Source organism: Mycobacterium sp. (assembly GCF_049802695.1).
GTDB lineage: Bacteria > Actinomycetota > Actinomycetes > Mycobacteriales > Mycobacteriaceae > Mycobacterium.
In genome coordinates this window covers 1-2,313 of record NZ_JBARMY010000345.1, presented here as the reverse complement: position 1 = coordinate 2,313, position 2,313 = coordinate 1, and the positions used below count along the sequence as shown (strand labels likewise).

At 62.7% G+C, this 2,313-nt stretch carries 2 protein-coding genes and 1 pseudogene; 1 reads left to right on the top strand and 2 read right to left on the bottom strand.

From position 1 onward, the window contains the following. Positions 1-380: 380 nt before the first annotated feature. Together WA317_RS14315 and WA317_RS14310 are read right to left on the bottom strand one after the other, a co-directional pair. Positions 381-1,055 carry a GAF and ANTAR domain-containing protein gene (locus WA317_RS14315; protein ID WP_425173661.1) on the bottom strand — a complete coding sequence of 225 codons (675 nt, stop codon included), beginning with the start codon at positions 1,053-1,055 and terminating at the stop codon, positions 381-383. A gap of 452 nt (positions 1,056-1,507) precedes the next feature. Further along, positions 1,508-1,816 carry a WhiB family transcriptional regulator gene (locus tag WA317_RS14310; protein WP_425173660.1) on the bottom strand — a complete coding sequence of 103 codons (309 nt, stop codon included), beginning with the start codon at positions 1,814-1,816 and terminating at the stop codon, positions 1,508-1,510. A 366-nt stretch (positions 1,817-2,182) separates the two neighbouring features. Here WA317_RS14310 and WA317_RS14305 point away from each other — a divergent pair. Next, a pseudogene (locus WA317_RS14305) lies at positions 2,183-2,313 on the top strand (hypothetical protein); the annotation flags it as partial.

Here is a 2,313-nt window from a genome sequence, read left to right as displayed (position 1 = left end):
CGTTGGCCAGCTGCGTGGGATCTGACGCCAGCCGCGGTTGCGCGCCCGCGGGCACGGTCGCAGTAGCGGCCGCCGAAGGATCGTCCATCGCGGCTGCTGTCGCCGGCCCGGTCGCGGCCACCGTCGTTGCGGTTGAGCCGCCCACCAGCATCGTGCTTGACGACGCTGGTGGCTTTGTACAACCGGTGAGTGCGAACACGACCGTGGCGAGCACAAGCGGCGCGCCGCGCCCTGTCGCGCGAACGCACGCGGCCGACCGCCCCCAGGGAACGACGACTATCCGGTTACGGCTCACGGTGTTCACTTCCGAGGACTGCCGCGATTTCTGCGGGTGCGGGCGGTTGACCTGTAGCGAGTCTTTCGTATCAGACGCTCGTAGGTTAGTCGGGTCGGCGCGCTTTGTTGGCGCTGTCCACTAACCAGATAGCGAGGTCGTGGATTTTGATGTTGGCTTTTTGCGACGTGGAGACGAGCAGATTGAAGGCCTGCTCATCGGTGATGCGTTCGCGGTGCATCAAGATTCCTTTGGCCATCCCGATGGTGTCGCGAGACGAGAGCGCTCTGTGCCATTCGGCCTGCTGAGTGGACCCGATCAGGGCGATCGCGGCATGTGCGGCGAACAACTCCCCGACGACTTCGGAGTCAGCGTTGAACGCGTTCCGTTTCGAGGAGTACAGATCTAACGCCCCCAGGTTTCGACCGCTGGTGAAGAGCCGATATCCGAGCATCGAACGAACACCGTGAGCTTCGGCGGCCGCGGCAAACCAGGGCCACCGAGTGTCCTGTGACATGTCGTCGATCCGGTAACTGCGATGATCGAGTAGCGCCTGCACGCAGGGGCCCTCGTTGAGTTCGTGCTCAATGGTGTTGAGTCGTTTCACCAGATCACTGGTCGCGGCGACGGTCCGCAAAACCTTGTCTTCGCGAAGCGACACCCCAGCCTGTTCGGCGCCGGGGACCGTATCGGTGACCGACGCAACGATGCCCTCGACCACGTGCTGCAGGTCGGGTTCAGCCTCCAGCGACCGAGCGACGTCGCTGAGAGCTTGCGCCACATCAGCGAGTGGGGGAGACCTCAATTCGGACGGTCTCTGCTGATCCTCAGACATTCTGTTCTCTACGTTAGCGAAGCTAACGTTAGAGGATAGGCTTTTCCGCCGAAGCGGCCGAGCGCCAACCCATACCGCAGCTGTCGTGCCGATCCGAACTGTTCGTTTCTTTAAATTCGAGACGTAAGCGGTCAGATCGCCGTCGGTCGGCGTGCCCACTTGGGGGCCACTGCTCGTGCAGGATGCGCGAATAACCGGCGCGGGCCCGCGTCGCCATCATTTCTTGTGTGTGCCTGACGGTTTGCCGTCGGCGTGTTGCGGTGCGCGGAGTCGAGGAAGATGAACCTGGCCATGTTCGGCTGTTCGGCCTCGAAGTGCGGGGAGAACAACGCCCGCCCGAGCAGATTGGACGCAATCAGGTCCTGACGGGTGGGGGCTTCTGCGGTTTTGTCGTGCAGTCAGGCGCTGCGACGGATGCCGCGGGTGCGGCCGATGTCACGCTTGAGCAGCAGGTCGCGCTCCGTCTCGGACAAGCCACCCCAGATGCCGTAGGGCTCGCCGACCTCTAGCGCGTGGGAGCGGCACTGCTCGATCACGGGGCAGCGACGGCACATGTCCTTGGCGCGCCGCTCACGTTGCATCCGAGCGCGGCCCCGCTCACCGTCGGGATGAAAAAACACCGACGAATCGACGCCCCGGCAAAGACCTTGCAGTTGCCATTCCCAGATATCGGCATTGGGCCCCGGTAGTTGCTCCGGCTGTGGCATTTGAAATCCCTCTCTGCACGCCCATCACTGGGCCAGGTTGCGAACGCATGAGTCGTGCAACTGTTTCGAGCGATCACCGGTGACTACTCTCGGCAATCAACGTAGCCAAGCTTCGGAAATCCAGTCAACTGCCCGGTTCACAACCGGATAGCCGTCGTGGGCTATCTATTTAACGTCGCGTTCACGTGCGGACGGTAACTGTACGGCCACCAATGTGTCTCACGACGTGGGCTGATCAAAGAATTCCGCAGTTCAGCGGCGGGCGGCCCGGAAAGTACAATTCTGAGAACGTCAGCCGGCGATTAATGCTGCCGTAACTTATCGACCACGAGATTTTAATCGCCGAGCGTGAGTGATACTCGTCCCATGCTCGAGGCGACTTTATCGGCTGCCGCTTTCGGAAGCCAGCCGGGCTCCTGGCCGCTGCCGACCGCGACCACCCCGCACCAGCATTGGCTGCGCGCGGTGGCGGCCGGCGGACAGGGCCGCTACGGCAG